Genomic DNA, 21,431 nt, shown 5'->3' with positions numbered 1-21,431 from the left:
GTGGCGCGCTGCGCGCTGAGCGGGGAGGTCGCCGACGTCACGGCCCGAGCGCGCTTCGGGCCGTACACGCCGGCCGTCAGAGCACGGGCGGGGCCGCCGCTGCCGCCGGCTCGGCCGGGTCCGCCTGTGCCGGGTCCGCCCGCTCCGGGTCCGTCTGCTCCGGGCCTGGCTGCGCCGGGATCTCCGATACCGGCTCCGTCTCCCCCGGCGCGCCCCTGAGCAGCTCGGCGAGCAGCCGTACGGCGCCTCGCTTGTGCAAGGGCTCGTTGCCGTTGCCGCACTTCGGCGACTGGATGCAGGAGGGGCAGCCCGCCTCGCATTCGCAGGAGGCGATCGCCTCGCGGGTGGCGGCGAGCCACTCGCGGGCCGTCTGGAAGGCACGTTCGGCGAATCCGGCGCCGCCGGGGTGGCCGTCGTACACGAAGACAGTCGGCAGCAGGGTGTCCGGATGAAGCGGTACGGACACGCCGCCGATGTCCCAGCGGTCGCAGGTGGCGAAGAGCGGGAGCATCCCGATGGAGGCGTGCTCAGCGGCGTGCAGGGCGCCGCCCAACTGCTCGGGATTGACCCGGGCCGCGTCGAGCTGGCTCTCGGTGACCGTCCACCACACGGCGCGGGTGCGCAGCGTCCTCGGCGGCAGATCGAGTTTGGTCTCACCGAGCACCTCGCCGGTGATGAGCCTGCGGCGCAGGAAGGAGACGACCTGGTTGGTGACCTCGACGGAGCCGTAGCAGAGGCGGCCCTCGCCCCAGGGGATCTCGGTGTCGGTCTCCAGCACGGAGATGGCGGTGGTGTCACGGGCGGTGGTGGAGTACGGCGGGCCCGCCTCCTCCACGAGCGCGACCGAGTCCGTCAGGTCCAGCTTCCGGACCAGGTAGGTCCGGCCCTGGTGGAGGTGGACGGCGCCCTCGTGGACGGCGGTGTGGGAGGCCGCTTCGTCGACGGTGCCCAGCAGCCGTCCGGTCGCAGCCTCGACGATCTGGACGGGCCTGCCGCCCTCGCCCCGGATGTCCGCGAGATCGGCGGCGCGCTCGCGGCGGGTCCAGTACCAGCCGGAGGAGCGGCGCCGCAGCAGGCCGGCTTTCTCCAGTTGCGGGAGCAGGTCGGGTACGGCGGGGCCGAAGAGCGCCAGATCGGATTCGGTGAGGGGGAGTTCCGCTGCGGCGGCGCACAGATGGGGGGCGAGGACGTACGGGTTGTCCGGGTCGAGGACGGTCGACTCGACGGGCTGCTGGAACAGCGCCTCCGGGTGGTGGACGAGGAAGGTGTCCAGCGGGTCGTCCCTGGCGATCAGGACGGCGAGCGCGCCATGGCCCGAGCGCCCCGCCCGGCCGGCCTGCTGCCAGAGGGAGGCGCGGGTGCCGGGGTAGCCGGCGATCAGGACGGCGTCCAGGCCCGAGACGTCGATGCCCAGCTCCAGGGCGGTGGTCGCGGCGAGGCCGAGAAGCTCGCCGGAGTGCAGGGCCCGCTCCAGGGCGCGGCGCTCCTCGGGGAGATAGCCGCCCCGGTAGGCGGCGACCCGGTGCGGCAGGGAGCGGTCCACCTCGGCCAGGCGTTCCTTGGCGATCACGGAGATGAGTTCGGCGCCGCGGCGGGAGCGTACGAAGGCGACCGTACGGACGCCCTGGACGGTCAGGTCGGTCAGCAGGTCGGCGGTCTCGGCGGTGGCCGAGCGGCGGACGGGGGCGCCCTTCTCGCCGTGCAGCTCGGTGAGCGGCGGCTCCCAGAGGGCGAAGACCAGTTCGCCGCGCGGTGAGGCGTCGTCGGCGATCTCCCGTACCGGCAGGCCGGTGAGGCGTCCCGCTGCGAGGGCCGGTCTCGCCGCGGTCGCCGAGGCGAGGAGGAAGACCGGGTTCGCGCCGTAGCGGGCGCATATCCGGCGCAGTCGGCGCAGCACCTGGGCGACGTGCGAGCCGAAGACGCCGCGATACGTGTGGCACTCGTCGATGACGACATAGCGCAGCGCGCGCAGGAAGGAGGACCAGCGGGGGTGGGACGGGAGTATCCCCTGGTGCAGCATGTCCGGATTGGTCAGTACGTAATTCGCGTACTGACGGACCCACTCGCGCTCCTCGACCGGTGTGTCGCCGTCGTAGACGGCGGGTCGTACGGCGTTGCCGAGCGGCCCGGCGAGTTCTTTGACCGAGCGGCGCTGGTCGGCGGCGAGGGCCTTGGTGGGGGCGAGGTAGAGGGCGGTCGCGCCCCGTCCGTTCGGGGCTTCGGAGCCGTCGAGGAGGGCGGAGAGCACGGGCGCGAGGTAGGCGAGGGACTTGCCGGAAGCGGTGCCGGTGGCGATGACGACGGATTCGCCGTCCAGCGCGTGTTCGGCGGCGGCCGCCTGGTGGGCCCACGGATGGTCGATCCCGGCCTGCTGGATGGCGTTGATCACTTCGGCGCGGATGCGATCGGGCCAGACTGCATGACGACCGGCGCGCGGGGGCAAGTGCTCCGTATGGGTGATGCGCGCAGCACGGCCCGCCCCTGCGGCGAGCCGGTCGAGGACCGTACCGGGGGAGGGGCGGTTGTCCCCGCTCTCGGGGGGTCCACTGGGGCGGTGATTCTTGGCCATCGGCATCGAGTGTGTCACTGGCATGACGGACAATGGCCCCAAGGCGTCGTGCGTGGCCACCTGTAAGTGATTGAATGCCATGGCGGCTGGCGATACGTCCCCTGGCTCCGTCGGGGAGACCCGAGGGGCGACCGCTCGATAGCAAGGTGCTGGAGGATCCGTGGACCTGTCTCTGTCGACTCGCAATGTGTCCGGCCCTGGTGGCGACCGTACGGTCGTCGAGGTCGGTGGCGAGATTGATGTGTATACCGCGCCCAAGCTGCGCGAGCAGTTGGTCGAGTTGGTGAATGACGGCAGCTATCACCTGGTTGTCGACATGGAAGGCGTGGACTTCCTCGACTCGACCGGCCTGGGCGTCCTGGTGGGTGGCCTGAAGCGGGTGCGTGCCCACGAGGGCTCGCTGCGCCTGGTCTGCAACCAGGAGCGCATTCTCAAGATCTTCCGGATCACCGGTCTGACCAAGGTGTTCCCGATCCACACCACGGTCGACGAAGCCGTGGCGGCCACCGACTGAGGTCGGTCGCAGGCTTCCGGAGGAAGGGCGGAGGCACCGGGCGTCCTGCCCGGGTGCCCGCGTCCCTTGAGTTTCCATGCTCGTACGTCCGAGGGGGATCGCATGGCCACCGTTGAACTCCGCTTCAGCGCTCAGCCTGAACATGTCAGGACGGCCCGTCTGGTGGCGGCCGCCGTGGCACGCAGGGCCGGGGTCGATGAAGCTGTGTTGGACGAGGTCAGACTCGCGGTCGGTGAGGCATGCAGCCGTGCGGTCGGGCTGCATCGCAGTCATGGCATCACCGCACCGGTCAAAGTCGTGCTCACCGAGGAGGAGAAGAGTTTCTCCATCGAGGTCGGCGACGAGGTGCCTCCCGCAGGCGGTGGAGCGGGCGCCGAAGCGCAAGAGCGCGACGGTGCGTCCTCCGGCGATCAGCCTGACGCCGATACCGACGCCGACGGTGAGGACGAGATGGGCCTCGCGGTGATCAGCGGGCTCGTCGACGATGTCGAAGTCCTCTCGAACGAGGACGGCGGCGTCATCCGGATGACCTGGCCGACCACCCCCGCCGTCGTGCTGCCGTGATCGGCCACCACAACCACTGCCGTGATCGTCGCGGTAAGCACTTCTGATCACACTCGCCTGTATGCGTGATCTTATGCCGTGATCTTATCCGTGATCATAAAGCGGCTGTGAATTCTTGATCCATTCGGTAAGAGGGGCCCCACACGGCGGGGCCCCTCTTGCTTTTTGTTTTCCAGCCAAGGTCAATTGTTGTGTTGCGCACCCCTGTTTTGATCGTCTGATGCTCCCTACAATCCGTCCATCTTGAACGCTGAGCGTCAAGGAGGACGAATGGCGGGGCAACTCCAACCACAACTGTCCGAACACCCCATTTCTCTCGCAGCCGCGGTGCTCACGAATGACAATCGCGTCATCGTGATCGTTGTCGCGGTCGTCGCGCTGGCGGCGCTGTTGCTGGCCCTGGTCCTGGTGCGCCAGGTGCTGTCGGCCGACGAGGGCACCGAGTCCATGAAGAAGATCGCGGCGGCTGTACAAGAAGGCGCGAATGCCTATCTCTCCCGGCAGTTGCGCACTCTCGGGATCTTTGCCGGCGTGGTCTTTTTCCTGCTGTTGCTGCTTCCGGCCGACGACTGGTCGGGACGTGCGGGCCGTTCCGTGTTTTTCCTGGTGGGCGCGCTTTTCTCGGCGGGCACCGGATACATCGGTATGCGCCTCGCCGTACGCAGCAATGTACGGGTGGCCGCGGCCGCACGTGAGGCGACCCCCGCGGAAGGCGGTCCTGAGAAAGACCTGACGGCTGTTTCGCACAGAGCGATGAAGATCGCATTCCGTACGGGCGGCGTGGTCGGAATGTTCACGGTGGGCCTCGGCCTGCTCGGTGCCTCCTGCGTGGTCCTCGTCTACGCGGCCGACGCGCCCAAGGTGCTGGAGGGCTTCGGCCTGGGGGCCGCCCTGATCGCGATGTTCATGCGGGTCGGCGGCGGGATCTTCACCAAGGCCGCCGACGTCGGCGCGGACCTGGTCGGAAAGGTCGAGAAGGGCATCCCCGAGGACGACCCCCGTAACGCGGCCACCATCGCCGACAACGTGGGCGACAACGTCGGGGACTGCGCCGGCATGGCCGCCGACCTGTTCGAGTCGTACGCCGTGACGCTCGTCGCCGCCCTCATCCTCGGCAAGGCGGCCTTCGGCGACTCCGGCCTAGCCTTCCCGCTGATCGTCCCGGCGATCGGCGTGATCACCGCGATGATCGGCATCTTCGCGGTCGCCCCGCGCCGCAGGGACCGCAGCGGAATGAGCGCCATCAACCGGGGATTCTTCATCTCGGCGGTGATCTCGCTGGTGCTGGTCGCCGTCGCGGTCTTCGTCTACCTGCCGTCCTCGTACGCCGATCTCGACGGCGTCACCGAGCGGTCGATCCTCACCCACAGCGGCGACCCCCGGGTCCTCGCGCTGGTCGCCGTCGCCATCGGCATCGTGCTGGCCGCCCTGATCCAGCAGCTCACCGGCTACTTCACCGAGACCACCCGGCGGCCCGTCAGGGACATCGGCAAGTCGTCCCTGACCGGCGCGGCGACCGTCGTACTCACCGGGATCGCCATCGGCCTGGAGTCGGCGGTCTACACGGCGTTGCTGATCGGCCTCGCGGTGTACGGGGCGTTCCTGCTCGGCGGTACGTCGATCATGCTCGCCCTGTTCGCTGTGGCCCTCGCGGGCACCGGACTGCTCACCACCGTGGGCGTCATCGTCGCCATGGACACCTTCGGCCCGGTCTCCGACAACGCGCAGGGCATCGCCGAGATGTCCGGCGACGTCCAGGGCGCCGGTGCCCAGGTGCTCACCGACCTCGACGCCGTCGGCAACACCACGAAGGCGATCACGAAGGGCATCGCCATCGCGACGGCCGTACTCGCCGCGGCCGCGCTCTTCGGTTCGTACCGCGACGCGATCGCCACCGCCGTGGCCGACGTGGGGGCCAAGGCGGGTGAGATGACTCTCAGTCTGGACATCTCCCAGCCCAACAATCTGGTCGGGCTGATCCTCGGCGCCGCCGTCGTCTTCCTGTTCTCCGGGCTGGCGATCAACGCGGTGTCGCGGTCGGCCGGTTCGGTGGTCTACGAGGTGCGGCGGCAGTTCCGCGAGCACCCCGGGATCATGGACTACACCGAACAGCCCGAGTACGGACGAGTCGTCGACATCTGTACCAAGGACGCGTTGCGCGAGCTGACGACGCCGGGTCTGCTCGCCGTCCTCACCCCGATAGCCGTGGGCTTCTCGCTCGGCGTCGGGGCGCTCGGCTCGTTCCTCGCCGGGGCGATCGGCACCGGCACCCTCATGGCCGTGTTCCTGGCCAACTCCGGCGGCGCCTGGGACAACGCCAAAAAGCTCGTCGAGGACGGTCACCACGGCGGGAAGGGCAGCGAGGCGCACGCGGCGACGGTGATCGGGGACACGGTCGGCGACCCGTTCAAGGACACGGCGGGCCCCGCCATCAACCCGCTGCTGAAGGTGATGAACCTGGTGGCACTGCTGATCGCACCCGCGGTCGTGCAGTTCAGTTACGGGGACGACGCCAGCGCCGGCGTTCGCGCGGTGGTGGCGACCCTCGCCATCGTCGTCATCGTCGGAGCCGTCTACATCTCCAAACGGCGCTCCGTCACCGTGGACGACGGAGGCGGCTCCGCCGGAGGTACGGCGGGGACCCCCGACCCGGTCACCACCGCGTGAACCGGCGTGAACCGGCGCGCCACCTCGTAATACTGCGTAACCCCTGACCAGGACGGTCAAAGGGCGGACGGCCGATGTTTCCTGACGTCCCGTCCGCCCGCCTGCCGCCCCCGCGCCGCCCGGCGCGCCGGGCGTGCGCGCCCCGGAGCGTGAGGTGTCTCTCCCTTGGTGCGAATGGTCGCAAGCCCGGATGTACCGGACGTCCGGTGTGTGGCCGTGACCCGCCCGGCGTGTATGTTCCGGGGCCGAGAGCCTTGGAAGGGACCGAACCGGTGAACAAGAAACTCGCAGCCGCGCTGTCAGGCGCTGCGGTGCTGGTCGTCACGCTGTCCGCCTGTAGCGATGACGGCGAGAGCAAGGCGAACGCCTGGGCCAAACAGGTCTGCGACAAGGTCCAGCCGCAGCGTAAGAAGATCGACGCCGCCAACGCCTCGATGAAGAGCCTGTCCTCGGAGAAGGACAAGCCGGCCGACGTCCGCAACACGGATCTGGCCGCCTTCCAGTCCACCTCGGACGCGTTCGGCGCGCTGGCGACGGCCGTGGAGCAGGCGGGCCCGCCGCCCTCCGACGAGGGCGGGAAGAAGCAGAAGCAGCTCGTCAGCGAACTCAAGTCCACCTCGGCGTCCTACGCCGACCTCAGGAAGACGGTCGAGGGGTTCGACACCAAGGACCAGGGGAAGTTCGCCGACAATCTGTTCGACCTCTCGGGGAAGATGCTGACCGACGGCCAGAGCGCCGACCGGGTGCTGGCCAAGCTCCAGACCGGCGCGGTCGAGAAGGCGACGGCCGACCAGGCCGGCTGCCGGCCCCCGCAGCCGTCGGCCGGAACGGGATCGGCCTCCCCGACGGCGTAACCCGCGCGCACGGCCCGCGCTCCCCGCACGGGGGTACGGGCCGTTGTCAGTGGCAGCCCCCACAATGGTGCCGTGAGTACGACCAGCCTTCCCGCGCCCGACCACTCGCCCCGACTCCGTGCTGCCCTGCTCGCCGCCGACTTCACCGCCGACGGCCTGCTCGACCTCCTCGGCGCCTCCGCCTACGCCGCGCTGGCCCGCAGCGAGACCGTGCCCGCTCTGCGTGCCACCCGTGGTGACTCCCCGCTCGAATCGCTCGTACGGCTCTTCCTGCTCCAGCGGTCCGTGCCCGAGGAGCGGGTGGGTACCGCACTGCCGCTGGACGAGGTGCTGGCCGACGGCTGGGTCGTACGGGACGGGGCCGGCGGGATCAGCGCCGCCGTCGATGTCCGTCCGTACGGCGGGCCCGAGGGCCAGGACTGGTTCATCGTCTCCGACCTGGGCTGCTCCGTCGGCGGGGCGAGCGGTGCCAGCGGGCACGACGAGGGCGTGGTGCTCGGGGTCGGCGGCGCTTCGACGACCCTCGCCGGACTGACCGTACGGACCCCCGTCGAGACGGCCCTCGACCTCGGCACCGGCTCAGGGATCCAGGCGCTGCACGCGTCCCAGTACGCCACCCGCGTGAGCGCGACCGACCTCAACCCGCGCGCCCTCGGCTTCGCGCGGCTGACCCTGGCGCTCTCCGGCGCGCCCGCCGCCGACCTGCGCGAGGGCTCGCTGTACGAACCGGTCGCCGGCGAGACGTACGACCTGATCGTCTCCAACCCGCCGTTCGTCATCTCGCCCAGCTCCCGGCTCACCTACCGGGACGGCGGCATGGGCGGGGACGAGCTGTGCCGCACGCTCGTCCAGCAGGCGGGGGAGCGGCTGGCCGACGGCGGGTACGCGCACTTCCTCGCCAACTGGCAGCACGTGGAGTCCGAGGAGTGGCAGGACCGGCTGCGCTCCTGGGTCCCGGCCGGCTGCGACGCGTGGATCGTGCAGCGCGAGGTCCAGGACGTGACGCAGTACGCGGAGCTGTGGCTGCGCGACAGCGGGGACCACCGCGGCGATCCGGAGGCGTACGCGGCGGCGTACGACGCGTGGCTCGACGAGTTCGAGGCCCGTAAGACCAAGGCGGTCGGCTTTGGCTGGATCACGCTCCGGAAATCGGGCGCCGAGCAGCCGTCGATCGTGGTGGAGGAGTGGCCGCACCCCGTGGAGCAGCCGCTCGGGGACACCGTACGGGCGCACTTCGAACGCCAGGACTATTTGCGGACGCATGACGACGCCGCGCTGCTCGCCGGCCACTTCGTACTGGCGCCGGAAGTGGTGCAGGAGCAGGTCGGGCTGCCCGGCGCCGAGGACCCCGAGCATGTGGTGCTCCGCCAGCACCGGGGCATGCGGCGGGCCACCGAGGTCGACACGGTCGGTGCGGGCTTCGCCGGGGTCTGCGACGGGACGCTGAGCGCGGGCCGGATCCTGGACGCGATCGCGCAGCTCGTCGGGGAGGACGCGGTGCTGCTCCGGGACCGTACGCCGCAGTCGATCCGGCTGCTGGTGGAGGAGGGCTTCCTGGAGCCGGTCGCGACCCCGGCCGCCCCGGCCGACCCCGAAACGATCCTGGAGTGAGCCCTGCGGTGGCCGCGTGACGGCGCGAGGGAGCGGGCGTGGGAATCCGCGCCCGCCGTTCACCCCGAATTCGCACACCTGACGCCCCGGGGTGCCAGCCTCTGCCTCCTGCGACCACAGGACCCTGCGACCAACAGGACAGGGTCAGGACAGGGCGGGGTGTACGGAGATGGAGAGCGGACCGGCGATCTTCGCGGGAGCGGCCTTCGCGCTGTTCGGTGCCGGGCTGCTGCTGTGGACGGCGACCCGCGTCCTGCACGGCGAGCCGGTGGCGCACGGGGTGCGCCCTGCGGCGTCCGTCACTGTCGCGACACTCTCGGGCGTGGTCTTTCTGGCCCTCGGCGTGTGGTGCTTCAGCCGTATCTGAGCCGGGTTTCCTGACGCCGGACCGGAACCCGCCGCGGGGCGCCGCGCGGGCACCCGCCGGGTGCCGGAAGGCCGCCGGACCTGCACCGGATGCCGCGCCACCCCCCTCCGTACGACCGTCACCCACCCCCCTGCGGAACGACCGCTTCCGGGTCGCCGGCGCGGCGGACGACCGGCGGACAACCGGGTCCGGTCGGCACGAATGTCCGGAGTCGGGTTACGGTTCGAGTGGCTGTTGCGGGCTTTTGCCGTTTGACACGGGGGCGGGTTGTACCGTCACACTCCGCAGCGAAGCAGCGTCGAAGCGAGGCCGCGCCCAGTCGCGCCAAGCCCAGCGACACGACGTTGCCGCCGTACTGGCGTACTGCCGGACGGGCCACCAAGCGTCGACCGGAGAGAAGAGCGAAGTTGTCCCCGACAAGCGAAGCCGCACACGGCGGCCGCCGACTCGTCATCGTCGAGTCGCCTGCCAAGGCGAAGACGATCAAGGGCTACCTCGGCCCCGGCTACGTCGTCGAGGCGAGCGTCGGGCACATCCGCGACCTCCCGAACGGCGCCGCCGAGGTACCCGAGAAGTACACCGGCGAGGTGCGCCGCCTCGGCGTGGACGTGGAGAACGACTTCGCGCCGATCTACGTCGTCAACGCCGACAAGAAGTCGCAGGTCAGGAAGCTCAAGGAGCTGCTGGCCGAATCCGACGAGCTCTACCTCGCCACAGATGAGGACCGCGAGGGCGAAGCCATCGCGTGGCACCTCCAGGAAGTACTCAAGCCCAAGGTCCCCGTCCACCGGATGGTCTTCCACGAGATCACCAAGGACGCGATCCGCGCCGCCGTCGCCAACCCGCGCGAGCTGAACACGCGCATGGTCGACGCCCAGGAGACCCGCCGGATCCTCGACCGCCTCTACGGCTACGAGGTCTCGCCCGTCCTCTGGAAGAAGGTCATGCGCGGCCTGTCGGCGGGCCGCGTCCAGTCCGTCGCCACCCGCCTGGTCGTCGAGCGCGAGCGCGAGCGCATCGCGTTCAGCTCCGCCGAGTACTGGGACCTGACCGGCACCTTCTCCACCGGCCGCGCCGGTGACGCCTCCGACCCGTCCTCCCTGATCGCCCGGCTGAGCTCCGTCGACGGCCGGCGCGTGGCGCAGGGCCGCGACTTCGGCTCGGACGGCCGGCTCAAGTCCGACCAGGTGCTGCACCTGGACGAGGAGAACGCGCGAGCGCTCGCCGCCGCGCTGGAGAACTCGTCCTTCGCCGTCCGGTCGGTCGAGTCCAAGCCGTACCGCCGCTCCCCGTACGCGCCCTTCCGTACGACGACGCTCCAGCAGGAGGCCTCGCGCAAGCTGGGCTTCGGCGCGAAGTCGACGATGCAGGTCGCGCAGAAGCTGTACGAGAACGGCTTCATCACCTACATGCGTACCGACTCGACCACCCTCTCCGACACCGCCATCTCGGCGGCGAGGGCGCAGGTCACGCAGTTGTACGGGGCGAGCTACCTGCCGGACAAGCCGCGCACGTACGCCGGCAAGGTCAAGAACGCGCAGGAGGCGCACGAGGCGATCCGCCCCTCCGGCGACCGCTTCCGCACCCCGGCGGAGACCGGGCTGCGCGGCGACCAGTTCCGGCTGTACGAGCTGATCTGGAAGCGGACCGTCGCCTCCCAGATGAAGGACGCGGTCGGCAACAGCGTCACCGTCAAGATCGGCGGCAGGTCCGCCGACGGCCGGGACGCCGAGTTCTCCGCGTCCGGCAAGACGATCACCTTCCACGGCTTCATGAAGGCGTACGTCGAAGGCGCCGACGACCCGAACGCCGAGCTGGACGACCGCGAGCGCAGGCTGCCGCAGGTCGCCGAGGGCGACGCGCTCTCCGCCGAGGAGGTGTCGGTCGACGGCCACGCCACCAAGCCGCCGGCCCGCTACACCGAGGCCTCGCTGGTCAAGGAGCTGGAAGAGCGCGAGATCGGCCGCCCGTCCACGTACGCCTCGATCATCGGCACCATCCTCGACCGCGGCTATGTCTTCAAGAAGGGCACGGCGCTCGTCCCGTCCTTCCTCTCGTTCGCCGTGGTCAATCTGCTGGAGACGCACTTCGGCAGGCTCGTCGACTACGACTTCACCGCGCGGATGGAGGACGACCTCGACCGCATCGCGCGGGGCGAGGCGCACTCCGTACCGTGGCTGAAGCGCTTCTACTTCGGTGAGGGCGGCGACGACGCGGGCGCCGCCTCCGGCGCGGGCAACGGCGACGGCGACCACCTCGGCGGTCTCAAGGAACTGGTCACGGACCTCGGCGCGATCGACGCCCGGGAGATCTCGTCCTTCCCCATCGGGGACGGCATCATGCTGCGCGTCGGCCGCTACGGCCCGTACGTCGAGCGCGGCGAGAAGGACGAGGAGAACCACCAGCGCGCCGATGTGCCGGAGGACATGGCACCGGACGAGCTGACGGTCGGGTACGCGGAGGAGCTGCTCGCCAAGCCGAGTGGCGACTTCGAGCTGGGCCTCGACCCGGTGAGCGGTCATCAGATCGTGGCGAAGGACGGCCGGTACGGTCCGTACGTCACCGAGGTCCTCCCCGAGGACACTCCGAAGACCGGCAAGAACGCGGTCAAGCCGCGTACCGCCTCCCTCTTCAAGTCCATGTCCCTGGACACGGTCACCATCGACGACGCCCTCAAGCTGATGTCGCTGCCGAGGGTGGTCGGGCAGGACGCCGAGGGCGTCGAGATCACCGCGCAGAACGGCCGCTACGGCCCGTATCTGAAGAAGGGCACGGACTCGCGGTCGCTCCAGACCGAGGACCAGCTCTTCGGCATCACGCTCGAAGAGGCGCTGGCGATCTACGCGCAGCCCAAGCAGCGCGGCCGGGCCGCGGCCAAGCCGCCGCTGAAGGAGCTGGGTACGGACCCGGTGAGCGGGAGCCCGGTGGTGGTGAAGGACGGCAGGTTCGGCGCTTATGTGACGGACGGCGAGACGAACGCGACGTTGCGTACGGACGACAGCGTCGAGGAGATCACGCCCGAGCGCGGTTACGAGCTGCTCGCCGAGAAGCGGGCCAAGGGGCCCGCCAAGAAGACGGCGAAGAAGTCGGCGGCCAAGAAGGCGCCGGCGAAGAAGGCGACGACCGCGAAGAAGGCCGTGGCGAAGAAGACGACGGCGAAGAAGACCACGTCGTCGTCGGCCACGGCGAAGAAGGCTCCGGCGAAGAAGACGGCGTCGCGGGCTTCGGGCTCCTCGAAGACGGACGAGTGACGACGTACGAGTGTGACGACGGGCGAGTGTGACGGCGTACGAGTGTGACAACGGGCGTACGAGTGTGACGACGGCCGAGTAGTTGGTGGACGGCCCCCGGTGACGCGTACGCGGCCCGGACCAATGGGTCGAACTGAGGGCCGAACGGGACGCGCTGTCTCCTGTTCGGCCCTCAGTTCGGACGGGGCCTCCGAGTAGTCAGTGGCTCCGGCTAGGCTGGGCGGATGACGCGAGCCGAGCAGCCAACGGTCGTGAGCCCCACCTCCGACCCCGACTCCGACGCACTTGCCGCAGACTCACGAGAGCGCGCCGTACGATCACTGTTGCGCATCCCCCCGCTCCGGCGGTTGTGGAGCGCCCAGCTCGTCGGCAGCATCGGCGACACACTCGCCGTGCTCGTACTTCTGCTGCTTTCGTTGCAGGCGGCGATCGCCGAGGGCTCGTTCGGTGCTGGATACCGGGGGGCGGCCTTCGCGGTCGCAGCCGTGTTCGGTGCCCGGATCCTTGCCACAGTGTTGTTCGGGACGGTCCTCCTCGGACCGCTCTCGACACTGATGGCGCCCGGCAGTGACGACAGGTCGAAGAGGCCCACGCCCTCCACGTCCTCCACGGACGGAGCGGGAGTCTCCCGAACCTCCCGGACCTCCCTGATCAAGGACGACGCCGGGCCCGCACCCGACACCAGGCCCACGCTCGACGGGGGTTCGACCGGATCGGCCGGATCGAGCAAGGCGGCCAAGCCCGCCAAGGCGGCGAAGTCGTCGCGTGACGGCGGTCCGCTGGACCGCCGCTGGACGATGATGGTCTCGGACGGCCTGCGCCTCGCGCTCCTGATCGTCGCGCCGCTCTGGCTCGACTGGACGCCGGACCGCGCCCTTCCGATCCTTCTCTCCACGGTCTTCGTGGTCGGTGTCGCCGAGCGGTTCTGGACGGTCGCCAAGGAGAGCGCCGCCCCCGCCCTGCTGCCGCCCCCGCCGCTCGAAGGCGCCGCCGTACGCCCGCTGCCCGACCATCTCGAAGCGCTGCGCCGGCTGTCCCTGCGTACGACGTTCCTGGCCATCCCGGCCGCTGCCGCCGCCCTGCTGGTCGCGACGCTGATCGGCGCTCTGCTCGGTACGGGCATCGACTGGTTCTCGCTGCACCAGGCGGCCCTCGGTTCGTATGTCGCTGCGGGAATGTTCGCCGCTTCCGTGTCGACCCTGTTCTTCCTCGAACTTCCCGGCGGCCGTACGCCGAGGCCGCGTTCGCCGCTCGAAGGCCTGCGCAGGCCGACGGCGGGCACCTCGTCCGACGCGGACGGCAGCCTCGCCAAGGGCCGTACGGGCGCGGTCCCGCTGCTCGTCCTCGCCTGCGGGGCCGTCGCGGCCGCCATCGCGTCCGCCGTGGCCGTCTCCGTACTCCAGGCGAAGGACCTCGGCGGCGGTCCCATCGCCTTCTCCCTGCTGGTGCTCGCGCTCATGGGCGGCACCGCGCTCGGCATCCGTGGAGCGGCGAAGGTGCTGCCTCCGCTGTCGCGCCGCCGGCTGTTCTCGATCGCGGTCGCCGTCACCGGCATCGCGCTGCTGCTGATGGGGCTCGTCCCTGACACGGCGACGGTGCTGTTCCTGGCGCTGCTCGCCGGCGTCAGCGCCGGTGTCGCCGCCAACACGGGCCACACGCTCATCGATCTGGAGGCCGAGGAGTTCCGCCGGGCCCGGATCACCGAGCACCTGGGCACCGTCGTACGGATATTCATCGCGCTCGGTGTGATCATCGCCCCGCTGGTCGCCGCGGCCATCGGCCCGCACCGGCTCGCCAGCGGCGACTTCGTCTTCGCCCACGACGGCGCCGCGTTCACCCTGATGCTGGTCGGCGCGCTGCTGCTGCCGGTGGCCGCCGTCGTCCTCGCCAAGACCGACGACCGCTCGGGTGTGCCGCTGCGCCGCGATCTGCGTGACGCGCTGCGCGGCGGGGCCGACCCCGCGCAGGCTCCGGCCCCGGGCGGCTTCTTCCTCGCGATAGAGGGCGGCGACGGCGCCGGCAAGACGACGCAGGTCGAGGCGCTCGCCGAGTGGATCCGCGCCAAGGGCCACGAGGTTGTCGTCACCCGCGAGCCGGGCGCCACCCCGGTCGGCAAGCGGCTGCGTACGATCCTGCTGGACGTGTCGAGCGCCGGCCTGTCGAACCGCGCCGAGGCGCTGCTGTACGCGGCCGACCGCGCCGAGCACGTCGACTCGGTGGTACGGCCCGCGCTTGAGCGCGGCGCTGTTGTCATCTCGGACCGTTACATCGACTCGTCCGTGGCCTACCAGGGCGCCGGCCGCGACCTGTCGCCGACCGAGGTCGCCCGTATCTCGCGCTGGGCGACGGACGGTCTCGTACCGCATCTGACGGTGCTGCTCGACGTCTCTCCCGAGACGGCGCGCGAGCGCTTCACGGAGGCGCCCGACCGGCTGGAGTCGGAGCCCGCCGAGTTCCACCAGCGGGTACGGTCCGGCTTCCTGACGCTCGCCGCCGCTGACCCCGGGCGGTACCTCGTGGTGGACGCGGGCCAGGACCCGGAGTCCGTCACGACCGTCGTACGCCACCGTCTCGACCAGCTCCTGCCGCTCTCCGACGCGGAGGTGCGCGCGCAGGAGGAGGCGCGCAGGGCCGCTGTCGAGGAGGCCAGGCGCAGGGCCGAGGAGGAGGCGGCGCGCAAGGCCGAGGAGGAGCGCCTCGAGCGCGAGCGGCAGGCGCAGCTCGCCAAGCTGCGCGCCGAGGAGGAGGAGCGCAAGCGCCGCGAGCTGGAGGAGGCGCGGGAGCGCGAGGCCGAACGGCAGGCGGAGGAGGCCAGGCAGCGCGCCGAGGAGGCGCGGGTGCGGGCCGAGGCTGAGCGCAAGCGTCGCGAGGCCGAGGAGCGGGCGTACGAGGCGGAGCAGGCGCGGCTCAAGAGGCAGGCCGAGGAAGAGGCCAGGGAGCGCGCGGAGGCCGAGGAGCGGCGCCGCGAGAAGGAGCGCAAGGCGGAGGCGGCGCTGCTGAGGGCCGAGGAGGCCAGGCGGCGCGAGCAGGAGGCGGCGGAGGCCGCGGCCGCTGCCGCCGCCGCGGAGGCGGGGGTCTCGCCGAACGAGATCACCGTGCCCACGCCGGTCGTTCATCCGCCACGGGACCAGGCGCGGCTGGCGGCTCCGGACGATGTGACGCAGGAGGTGCCGGCGGTACGGCCGGACCGTGCGGATCGCTCGGACCGTTCTGATCGCCCGGATCGCCCCAATCCTTCGGACGCTTCGGATCGTTCGGCGGGTACGGGCAGTCCGGACCGTTCGGTGGACGAGACGACCAAGCTCCCGCCCGTACGGGACGCGCGCCCGGCGGACCGGTTCCCGGCGGACTACTTCCGTAAGGACGACCCCGCGCCGCCCCCGGCGCAGACGCCGCCCGCGGAGAGCCCGAACGAGCGCACCCGCGAGCTGCCGCAGATCAACCCGGAGGACGCGGCGGACCGTGAGGCGCGAGACCGGCCGCGCCGCCGTTCCGACTGGGCGGAGGAGACTCCGCTGGACGATCTGCCGACCCTGGCGGACGAGCTGCTCGGCCCGCACGACGACGAGGACGACGACCGCAACGGGGGGCGCGGCGGGCGCCGCTGACGCGGGCGGGTTGTCGCAGGTGGGGCCGGTTGTCAGACACCGGCCCCACAATGGTTCTCAGAGCGGACCGGTTGCACGGGACCTGCCGCACGGGACCGGACACACCGGATACAGAAGAGCGACCACGCGACCACGCACGGAGGCGGTGACGGCGCATGACCGTATGGGGTGACCGCGCATGACCGTATGGGACGACATGGTCGGGCAGGACCGTGTCAGGGAGACGCTCACCGCCGCGGCCCGTGACGCCGACGCGCGCGTCACGGCGGAGGCCGAGGGCAAAGAGCCGCCCGCCGCGTCGAGGATGACGCACGCGTGGCTGTTCACCGGACCGCCGGGCTCGGGCCGTTCGACAGCGGCCCGCGCCTTCGCCGCCGCCCTCCAGTGCACGAGCCCGGACAGGGCGCTCGGGGGGGAGCCGGGCTGCGGGTTCTGCGACGGCTGTCATACGAGCCTGATCGGCACCCACGCCGACGTCGACATCATCCGCACCGACCTGCTCTCGATCGGCGTCAAGGAGACCCGTGAGCTGATCCGCCGAGGGGGGCTCTCGCCGGCCGGCGGGCGCTGGCAGGTCAACATCCTGGAGGACGCCGACCGCCTCACCGAGGGCGCGGGCAACGTTCTGCTGAAGGGCGTCGAGGAGCCCGCGCCCCGTACGGTGTGGATGCTCTGCGCGCCCTCGTTGGAGGACGTGCTGCCCACGATCCGCTCCCGCTGCCGCCACCTCGTCCTGCGCACCCCTCCGGTGGAGGCCGTCGCCGACGTCCTGATCAGGCGTGACGGCATCGAGCCCGAGGCCGCGCACGCCGCCGCGCGCGCCACCCAGGGACACATCGGCCGCGCCCGCCGCCTCGCCACCGACGAGCGGGCGCGCGCCCGCCGTACGACCGTGCTCAAGATGCCGCTGCGGGTGGAGGACATCGGCGGCTGCCTCAGGGCCGCCCAGGAGCTGATCGACGCGGCGACGGAGGACGCGAAACAGGTCGCCGAGGACGTCGACGTCAAGGAGACCGAGGACATGAAGGCGGCCCTCGGCGCCTCGGCGGCGGGCCGGATGCCCCGGGGCACCGCGGGCGCGATGAAGGACCTGGCGGACCGTCAGAAGCGGCGCTCCACCCGTACGCAGCGCGACAGCCTGGACCTCGCCCTCACCGATCTGACCGGCTTCTACCGCGACGTACTGGTCCTCCAGATGGGCTCCGGGGTCGCGCTCGCCAACGAGGACGTACGCGACGCGGTCGACCGGATCGCCCGCGCCTCGACCCCCGCGCGTACGCTGCGCCGGATCGAGGCGGTGGTCGCCTGCCGCCAGGCGCTTGACCGCAATGTGGCGCCGCTGCTCGCCGTCGAGTCGATGGCGGTGGCGCTGCGCGCGGGCTGAGGGGCGCCGCCAGGGGCTCACCCGTATGAGGACTCACCCGTACGGGCGTCGGCCCGGCGGCGCGCCTGCCTCGGCGGCTAGGCTCCTGAAATGGACATCAGGCGCCTGCTCCGCATCCCCGCCTCCGCCCTCGTGGCGGTCGGCCTGCTCGTCTCCGGCTGTAGCGCGGACACAGCGTCCGGTTCGTCGGCGAGTTCGGGATCGGACTCGTCCCTGAAGGACTTCTACGGACAGAAGCTCGACTGGCGCGCGTGCGGCGTCCCCGGCTTCCAGTGCGCCACCCTGAAGGCCCCGCTGGACTACGCGAAGCCCGACGGCGCCCGGATCAACCTGGCCGTCGCCCGCAAGAAGGCCACGGGCCCCGGCAAGCGCCTCGGCTCCCTCCTCGTCAACCCGGGCGGTCCCGGCGGCTCGGCCATCGACTACCTCCAGGGCTACGCGGCCATCGGCTACCCCGCCCCGGTCCGCGCCCGGTACGACATGGCGGCCATCGACCCGCGCGGCGTCGGGCGCAGCGAGCCCGTCGAGTGCCTCACGGGCAAGGAGATGGACGCGTACACACAGGTCGACCAGACCCCCGACGACCAGGGCGAGACCACGGCCCTGGCGACGGCGTTCAAGAAGTTCGCACAGGGCTGCGGGCAGCGCTCGGCCAAGATCCTCCCGCATGTCTCCACCGTCGACTCGGCCCGCGACATGGACATCTTCCGCGAGGCCCTGGGCGACAAGAAGCTGTCGTACGTGGGCGCTTCGTACGGCACGTTCCTCGGCGCCACCTACGCCGGCCTCTTCCCGCAGCGCACGGGCCGTCTCGTCCTCGACGGCGCGATGGACCCGTCCCTGTCGTCGCGCGAACAGAACCGCGACCAGACGGCGGGCTTCGAGACGGCCTTCAAGTCGTTCGCCGCCGACTGCGTCAAGCAGGCGGACTGCCCCCTCGGCACGGAGTCGGTCGCTGACGTCTCCACCCGCATGAAAGCCTTCTTCACCTCGCTGGACAGCAAGCCGATCCCGACGGGCCAGCCGCGCCGACTCGGCGAGGCGCTCGCCACGACCGGTGTGATCGCCGCCATGTACGACGAGGCGGGCTGGCCCCAGCTCCGCGAGGCCCTCACCAGGGCGATGGCCGGCGACGGCGCGTCTCTCCTGGCGCTCGCCGACTCCTACTACGAACGCCAGAACGACGGCACGTACGCCAACCTGATGTACGCCAACTCCGCGGTGAACTGCCTTGACCTCCCACCCGCCTTCAAGGACCCGGCCGAGGTCAGGACAGCCCTCCCGTCCTTCGAAAAGGCCTCCCCGGTCTTCGGCGACGGCCTGGCCTGGGCCTCCCTGAACTGCACGTACTGGCCCACCAAGGCCACGGGCTCCCCGCACCGCATCGAGGCCAAGGGCGCGGCCCCGATCGTGGTGGTGGGCACCACCCGCGACCCGGCGACCCCGTACAAATGGGCCCAGTCCCTGGCAGCCCAGCTCTCCTCGGGCCGCCTCCTCACCTACGAGGGCGACGGCCACACGGCGTACGGCCGGGGCAGCGACTGCATCGACACGGCGATCAACACGTACCTCGTGGAAGGCACACCCCCCACCAAGGCCAAAAAGTGCACCTGACCTGCACAAAAGCCCCGCCCAAGCCCCTGTACGGACCACCCCCCGAAACTGTGTAGACTTGGCGTCGCCGCTGACCGCACCATGGGTCCAGACGGCGCGCCGCCTTAGCTCAGTTGGCCAGAGCAACGCACTCGTAATGCGTAGGTCTCGGGTTCGAATCCCGAAGGCGGCTCTGTGGAAGCCCCAGGACATCTCGCCATGACCTGGGGCTTTTGCTATTCCTTGACGCTTGATGGGTTCATCCGGCTCGGCCGGTGAGGTTTCCCCGAGGGCCAGGGGAGCGCGAGGGGAGCGCATCCGGGCAGGCGGAGGACATGGGGCTCTTCCCGGGGAGCGCGCGGTGCGCGCGGTGGAAGCCCTTTCGGGAACCTGCTTCCGTGTCGGTCCGGCATAGGCGGTAGGTGTTCTGGAGTGTTCGGCGGGTGGACCCGCGTGCCCGGATGACCGGCGTGCGGCGTACTTACCGGAGTTGTGGCGTCCCGACAAGATTCGGCCCGTGGGCTGAAGAGATGGCGGACGTCGAGCAGAGCGTGGACTTCAAGGCGATCGTCGCCCGGACGAGCGCGGTGCTGTTGACGCGCGGCGTCGAGGTCGAGCCGGTGGCCGGCTGCCAGACGGCTTCGGGGGAGGCCCGGGTGGTCTCGCGCGCGTCGGCGACCGTGGCCGCGGAGCGGATGGTCGTGGCGTCGACGCACATCGTGTCCATCAGGCTCACCCTGGTCCCTGGCTTGTCAGTGCCTGGTGTTGCCTATCCGGCCCCTTCTGCCCCGCCCAGCGCCCCCCTTAACCCGACAGGGCTCGATTACCTCACCGTTCGACGCGCGGAAATCTATGACGGCCGGAGTAGACATTGAGCGGCGGTGTGGTTATGGTTTCTCTCGTAGCCGAGATCAGCAAGGCCCGGCAGGGACGAACTGCCGGGCAGCAGTACAGCAGTTGCAGTGCGCAGGACGGTGCGGTGGTGGAGTTCCGAAGCCAGGCTTGATGCAGGACGGTGACGGGACTGACGACCGGACCGGGTGGCCCGCAGTGATCAGGGGCCGCCGTGAGCAGGACCGCAGTCAGCAGTACCCAGCAGTGAAGTCAGTGAGCAGTACCTCGGTGAAGGCGTCGGCTGCGGACGCGCGCACCGGGAGGATCGGCAGTGGGGTTCTAAGCCAGAGCAGACGCAGGACGGGCGACGGGGCTGGCTGCCGATGAGTGGCGCTGTCACAGGCCACCAGCAGTTCGCAGTATCGGTAGTACAAGCAGTACGCAGTCCCCCGTTGGTAGTAGTTGATCAAGAGGGAAGAACGGAGGAGTTGAGCGCCATCAGGATCGCCCGGGCGGAATCGCTGAGCCCGGGTACCGCAGGACATCGATAGTGAGGTGGTCTCCGGTCAAGCAACTGCGATCCCCGCACTCCCGACAGCATTTTGGTCGGGTCTGCGGACACAGAACGCCGGCGCAGTTCCAGGGTCGGCAGATGGTGTAGCAGTTCCTTCGGGGCCTTGGTGCCATACGGCACCAAGGCCCCTCCACGCGTTCCACAGAGAGGTGCAGATGACCGCAGACGACTCGTTCGGCCGTCTCGACGACGACGATTACCCCGCCTACACCATGGGCCGGGCAGCCGAGATGCTCAACACCACCCCCAACTTCCTGCGCGCCCTCGGCGAGGCCCGCCTTGTCACCCCGCTCCGCTCCGAGGGCGGCCACCGCCGCTACTCCCGCTACCAGCTACGCATCGCGGCCCGCGCCCGCGAACTCGTCGACCAGGGCACCCCCATCGAGGCCGCCTGCCGCATCATCATCCTCGAAGACCAGCTCGAAGAAGCCCAGCGCATCAACGCCGAATACCGCCGCGCCGACGAATCATCGGACCCGACGGCCGCAGCCTGAGACGGCGGAGACCCGCGGCTTTCCCGGCAGCTTCGTCGCGCCCGGGTCGGCGAGATGCTGCCCCGGGCCCGAAGTGACGCGATCACTTACGCACTCTGGCTGTCGTCTTCTTCGTTGTCGCCTGTGGAGCGCTTCGGTTGGGCCGGCCCGACCAGGCCGACGACCCGTCCGGCCGGCACGCCCAGGGTGCGGTCCGACAGCGCCCAACGCCGCCGGTATCAGCGGCGGATGGTCACCCTGAACTGCCTGACGACGTCGGCCGCAGGCCCCACGTCTGCAGGGCATAGGGCCGTCCCTTCTCCTCCCCCTCGATCAACGGCACGTCAAGCAGGCTGAAGCCCGCCTTGGTGGCCACGGCGACGCTGGCGGTGTTTTCGGCCTCCAGCTCCAGGATCACTTGTCCCACGCCCAGTTGCTCGAAGGCATATGCGGCCATCACCCGCACCGCCCGTGCGGCCAGTCCCTGGCCGCGGTACGCCGGGCCGACCGCGTAGCCGATCTCTGTGCCCTCGGGAGCGCGCCGCAGCATCACCTCGCCGAGCGGCGT

General features: G+C 70.6%; 14 protein-coding genes and 1 tRNA gene. 13 read left to right on the top strand and 2 right to left on the bottom strand.

The genetic code is table 11. From position 1 onward, the window contains the following. Nucleotides 1-76: 76 nt before the first annotated feature. On the bottom strand, nucleotides 77-2,650 hold the full coding sequence (locus tag QR77_RS16630; protein WP_236710689.1) for a DEAD/DEAH box helicase: 2,574 nt from the start codon (nucleotides 2,648-2,650) through the stop codon (nucleotides 77-79). A gap of 79 nt (nucleotides 2,651-2,729) precedes the next feature. On the opposite strand from QR77_RS16630, the gene QR77_RS16625 reads away from it, so the two are divergent. From QR77_RS16625 to QR77_RS16565, 13 genes are all read left to right on the top strand, one after another. Then, nucleotides 2,730-3,083 (top strand): STAS domain-containing protein, encoded by a 354-nt coding sequence (locus QR77_RS16625; RefSeq protein ID WP_003967428.1) that lies wholly within the window; start codon nucleotides 2,730-2,732, stop codon nucleotides 3,081-3,083. A 102-nt stretch (nucleotides 3,084-3,185) separates the two neighbouring features. Continuing rightward, nucleotides 3,186-3,647 carry an ATP-binding protein gene (locus QR77_RS16620; protein ID WP_040022582.1) on the top strand — a complete coding sequence of 154 codons (462 nt, stop codon included), beginning with the start codon at nucleotides 3,186-3,188 and terminating at the stop codon, nucleotides 3,645-3,647. A 270-nt stretch (nucleotides 3,648-3,917) separates the two neighbouring features. Beyond that, complete coding sequence (locus QR77_RS16615; RefSeq protein WP_040022580.1) at nucleotides 3,918-6,314, top strand: sodium-translocating pyrophosphatase; 2,397 nt, start codon at nucleotides 3,918-3,920, stop codon at nucleotides 6,312-6,314. A 272-nt stretch (nucleotides 6,315-6,586) separates the two neighbouring features. Next, complete coding sequence (locus QR77_RS16610) at nucleotides 6,587-7,168, top strand: hypothetical protein (RefSeq protein WP_040028124.1); 582 nt, start codon at nucleotides 6,587-6,589, stop codon at nucleotides 7,166-7,168. A gap of 72 nt (nucleotides 7,169-7,240) precedes the next feature. Further along, entirely contained in the window at nucleotides 7,241-8,779 is a 1,539-nt protein-coding gene (locus tag QR77_RS16605; protein WP_040022578.1) for a methyltransferase, read from the top strand. A 169-nt stretch (nucleotides 8,780-8,948) separates the two neighbouring features. Beyond that, the gene (locus QR77_RS16600; protein WP_040022576.1) at nucleotides 8,949-9,146 is read left to right on the top strand and encodes a hypothetical protein; all 198 of its coding nucleotides are present in this window, start codon (nucleotides 8,949-8,951) and stop codon (nucleotides 9,144-9,146) included. A 407-nt stretch (nucleotides 9,147-9,553) separates the two neighbouring features. Then, on the top strand, nucleotides 9,554-12,397 hold the full coding sequence (topA, locus tag QR77_RS16595) for a type I DNA topoisomerase (RefSeq protein ID WP_040022574.1): 2,844 nt from the start codon (nucleotides 9,554-9,556) through the stop codon (nucleotides 12,395-12,397). 224 nt (nucleotides 12,398-12,621) lie between these two features. After that, nucleotides 12,622-16,005, top strand: coding sequence for a dTMP kinase (tmk, locus tag QR77_RS16590; protein ID WP_236710688.1), 3,384 nt, complete (start codon nucleotides 12,622-12,624; stop codon nucleotides 16,003-16,005). 178 nt (nucleotides 16,006-16,183) lie between these two features. After that, a complete protein-coding gene (locus tag QR77_RS16585) occupies nucleotides 16,184-17,389 on the top strand; it encodes a DNA polymerase III subunit delta' (protein WP_040022572.1) in 1,206 nt (401 codons plus the stop codon). Nucleotides 17,390-17,479: 90 nt separating this feature from the next. Further along, the gene (locus QR77_RS16580) at nucleotides 17,480-19,003 is read left to right on the top strand and encodes an alpha/beta hydrolase (protein ID WP_040022570.1); all 1,524 of its coding nucleotides are present in this window, start codon (nucleotides 17,480-17,482) and stop codon (nucleotides 19,001-19,003) included. Between the two features lie 98 nt (nucleotides 19,004-19,101). Beyond that, nucleotides 19,102-19,175, top strand: a tRNA-Thr gene (locus tag QR77_RS16575). Nucleotides 19,176-19,512: 337 nt separating this feature from the next. Beyond that, nucleotides 19,513-19,857 (top strand): hypothetical protein, encoded by a 345-nt coding sequence (locus QR77_RS45930; RefSeq protein ID WP_150130396.1) that lies wholly within the window; start codon nucleotides 19,513-19,515, stop codon nucleotides 19,855-19,857. 688 nt (nucleotides 19,858-20,545) lie between these two features. Further along, entirely contained in the window at nucleotides 20,546-20,884 is a 339-nt protein-coding gene (locus QR77_RS16565; protein ID WP_040022567.1) for a MerR family transcriptional regulator, read from the top strand. Nucleotides 20,885-21,116: 232 nt separating this feature from the next. Here QR77_RS16565 and QR77_RS16560 read toward each other — a convergent pair. After that, the coding region (locus tag QR77_RS16560) for a GNAT family N-acetyltransferase (protein WP_040028122.1) at nucleotides 21,117-21,431 on the bottom strand (315 nt) is incomplete at its 5' end.

This window comes from Streptomyces sp. 150FB (genome assembly GCF_000818195.1).
GTDB lineage: Bacteria > Actinomycetota > Actinomycetes > Streptomycetales > Streptomycetaceae > Streptomyces.
This window is presented reverse-complemented; position numbering and strand designations above follow the sequence as displayed.

Coding starts and splice junctions, on each gene's coding strand:
- QR77_RS16630 (WP_236710689.1), bottom strand. CDS start 2,650: ATGGCATTCAATCACTTACAGGTGGCCACGCACGACGCCTTGGGGCCA.
- QR77_RS16620 (WP_040022582.1), top strand. CDS start 3,186: ATGGCCACCGTTGAACTCCGCTTCAGCGCTCAGCCTGAACATGTCAGG.
- QR77_RS16615 (WP_040022580.1), top strand. CDS start 3,918: ATGGCGGGGCAACTCCAACCACAACTGTCCGAACACCCCATTTCTCTC.
- QR77_RS16600 (WP_040022576.1), top strand. CDS start 8,949: ATGGAGAGCGGACCGGCGATCTTCGCGGGAGCGGCCTTCGCGCTGTTC.
- tmk (WP_236710688.1), top strand. CDS start 12,622: ATGACGCGAGCCGAGCAGCCAACGGTCGTGAGCCCCACCTCCGACCCC.
- QR77_RS16585 (WP_040022572.1), top strand. CDS start 16,184: ATGACCGTATGGGACGACATGGTCGGGCAGGACCGTGTCAGGGAGACG.
- QR77_RS16580 (WP_040022570.1), top strand. CDS start 17,480: ATGGACATCAGGCGCCTGCTCCGCATCCCCGCCTCCGCCCTCGTGGCG.
- QR77_RS45930 (WP_150130396.1), top strand. CDS start 19,513: ATGGCGGACGTCGAGCAGAGCGTGGACTTCAAGGCGATCGTCGCCCGG.
- QR77_RS16565 (WP_040022567.1), top strand. CDS start 20,546: ATGACCGCAGACGACTCGTTCGGCCGTCTCGACGACGACGATTACCCC.